Origin of the sequence: Halalkalibacterium ligniniphilum, from assembly GCF_000334155.1 — a bacterium.
Classification (GTDB): Bacteria; Bacillota; Bacilli; order Bacillales; family Bacillaceae_D; genus Halalkalibacterium; species Halalkalibacterium ligniniphilum.
On sequence record NZ_ANNK01000107.1, the window covers coordinates 1 to 2,630 of the forward strand.

Genomic DNA, 2,630 nt, shown 5'->3' on the forward strand with positions numbered 1-2,630 from the left:
CATTTTCTGCAGGTGTTTCTGGCGTTTCTTCAGCCGGCTCTTCTTCGCTTGTCCCACATGCAGCAAGCAAACCTAGTGATAGGATTGCCGACATTCCTAATGTTAACCATTTATTTTTTTTCATTAAAAAATTCCCCCTATGAATTTATTCTCGTAATGTAATATTTATTCAAGTGTATGTATCTTAACACATGCTTCTTTTTTTTTGAAGTACTTTAGCAAAAATTATCCCGTCATTATTATTTACAGAATATTCGATTCGGTTCAACATCTAATTCAGTCCCTATTTGACACCTTATAAGCTTTAAATCCTTCCAAAACAAATGAGTCGATTCCTTTATTCCAATAGCAAAAAATTGAACAAAAGAGGGTATCTTAATCAATGATAATAGCCTTTTCTATCATCTTTTATTTTAGATTCGCTCGCTTTGTATTCATCATTCTCCACATTTAAGCTAGAATATCTTATAATAATGCTACATTTTGATTTGAAAGGTGAGAGCGTGCATGCCTTTTCGACGTGAAGATGCGTTTCGTTATACATTTGAAGATCCGCTTAAGTCAACTTTTCGATTGATCAAAGCCGATGAAAAGAACATTCGTAGTTCTGAGGGAGAAATGTGTATTCTAGATATTAGCCCTGGCGGTATTCGAATGTCTACTACGTATGAACTACCTGATCCAGAGGAAACAAGCCTATTTTTAGAAATCGATCTTCCGATCAATGAAGCTGCTTTAGTTATGAGAGGAGAAGTCGTATGGAAGAAAAGCTATGCTTCTTCTTTCGAATACGGAATTAACTTTCATAATACAGAAAAAGAGCGCCAAATGATTGTTGCCGAATTAAAAATCTACGTTAAACGTCATTTAAAGTTAGGAAAATAAATCCCTAGTTTGCTTCGTTTTTTCATGTATGTATTTTATTTTACCTCCTTTACCGGCGGATTCTCTATACTACATTAAGGAGGATTAAATGGACCTAATTCTTGTTGTTGCTCTTGGGGCACTCATTGGTATTTTTTCTGGTTTTTTTGGTATTGGAGGAGGAATGATTTTAACACCTCTTCTTCTGCTAATAGGTCTTCCACCTACCGTTGTTATTGGGACAAGTCTTATGCTCTCTCTCGGTACATCATTTTCGGGAGCTTTTGCTCATATTCGGATGAAAAATGTAAGGTGGAACTTGGTCATTATTATTAATATTACTGGTATTATCGGTACTCAAATTGCCCACCCACTTATGCTTTATTTAGAGAGGATGCAATTGGCAGAACTCGTAATTTCGATTTTTTACTTACTTCTGCTAGGCTTCTTCTCAATATCTTTGCTAAGAAAACGAAAGTATAGAACGGCCAGAGTTACAAAGCTCCCCTTACATGTTGTAGCAAGCTTTATTGGTTTGTCTGCAGGGTTTATTTCTTCAATGCTTGGTGTCAGTGGTGGCTTTTTCATTGTGCCACTGTTAATCACATTGTTAGGATTTTCTGCAAGAGAAGCCGTAGGGACAAGCTTAGCATCCGTTGTCTTGATTGTAGCGGCAGGGGTAGTTTCTTACAGTCTTTCCTCACCGCTACAATTAGCCCTTGGTTTGTCTCTGGTGCTTGGAACCTTCTTCGGTACACCAATAGGCGCAAAGCTTACGAAGCAGTTTCATGAAGGTACGATGAGGAAATTGCTTGGGGCACTCTACATAACCATTATGCTAAGTGTACTCGTAAATATGGCGAATTTCCCTAAGGTTGGCTTACTGCTAATCAGCATTTTCGCTCTCTATTTTTTTACATTTTCACTTTATCGAGTGCATAAAAACAAAAAACAACAATCGGAATAAAGCTTCTTCTGTAAGAAGTTTTTTCGTTTTTCCAAATAATCTTTTTGTCTACACAAAGTGCTTCTACTCTTAAATTTTACATATTTTAAATGGATTCATTTTTGATGGCTTGTGATATATTATTTTTAAAAATATGAAAGAGGAATAGGAATGGAACATCCAAAGGGATCTTCTGATTATGAACTTTTAAAAGAGGCTTTAGTTGGTTTTAGTTTTGGGATGATGCTGATGATTGTAACGTTTTTATTTGTTCATTTTGTTTTAGGCTTCCACGCCTTCTCTTAGTAGCATAAAGGGAGGTTGCTTTCTCCCTAGATACGCTTTGCATTTGAAAAAGAAGATAAAAGCTAGCTTAACGGCTAGCTTTTTTTGTGGCAGAATATTTTTCGAATACACTGCGCTTTACATGAAGTGGCGGATGGGATAGGCTAATTTTCCAGAAAAGCTTGTTGCTCTGGTCTTTTCAAAAAAGCCTGTCCGCAAAGGCTCCATGTCAAGCGACAAAATCAGGATGAATAAATTATATCAATAACGAATAATTATACTTCCTTTTGGTACATCAGTTAAATGCCAAATACACTCCATCCCTTTTTCTGCGCTACAATCGCTTCGCAGATTTCTCCTATTCCCTTCCCTTATAAGGTTATACTCCAATTCCATGTACCCGAACGTTATCGATTTAAAACGAATATGAGACCTGATTCTTGTTTTTTAACATTTGAATGGATGCGTTACTCTGCATTGACGACAAAGCTTGACGTTCGATTACTGAATAAAAAATTATGAAAAATTTTTCTAT

The 2,630-nt window shown here is 36.2% G+C and carries 3 protein-coding genes and 1 pseudogene; 3 read left to right on the top strand and 1 reads right to left on the bottom strand.

The window, feature by feature from the left end:
- Positions 1 to 124: pseudogene (locus BLT_RS25070) on the bottom strand (ABC transporter substrate-binding protein); the annotation flags it as partial.
- A gap of 383 nt (positions 125 to 507) precedes the next feature.
- On the opposite strand from BLT_RS25070, the gene BLT_RS0113305 reads away from it, so the two are divergent.
- From BLT_RS0113305 to BLT_RS24705, 3 genes are all read left to right on the top strand, one after another.
- Positions 508 to 885, top strand: coding sequence for a PilZ domain-containing protein (locus tag BLT_RS0113305; protein WP_017728271.1), 378 nt, complete (start codon positions 508 to 510; stop codon positions 883 to 885).
- An 88-nt stretch (positions 886 to 973) separates the two neighbouring features.
- Positions 974 to 1,831 carry a sulfite exporter TauE/SafE family protein gene (locus tag BLT_RS0113310; protein ID WP_017728272.1) on the top strand — a complete coding sequence of 286 codons (858 nt, stop codon included), beginning with the start codon at positions 974 to 976 and terminating at the stop codon, positions 1,829 to 1,831.
- 150 nt (positions 1,832 to 1,981) lie between these two features.
- The gene (locus BLT_RS24705) at positions 1,982 to 2,116 is read left to right on the top strand and encodes a hypothetical protein (RefSeq protein WP_017728273.1); all 135 of its coding nucleotides are present in this window, start codon (positions 1,982 to 1,984) and stop codon (positions 2,114 to 2,116) included.
- Positions 2,117 to 2,630 lie beyond the last annotated feature (514 nt).

Excerpts from the sequence above, each read along its gene's own strand:
- BLT_RS0113305 (WP_017728271.1), top strand. The coding sequence starts at position 508 with ATGCCTTTTCGACGTGAAGATGCGTTTCGTTATACATTTGAAGATCCG.
- BLT_RS24705 (WP_017728273.1), top strand. The coding sequence starts at position 1,982 with ATGGAACATCCAAAGGGATCTTCTGATTATGAACTTTTAAAAGAGGCT.
- BLT_RS0113310 (WP_017728272.1), top strand. The coding sequence starts at position 974 with ATGGACCTAATTCTTGTTGTTGCTCTTGGGGCACTCATTGGTATTTTT.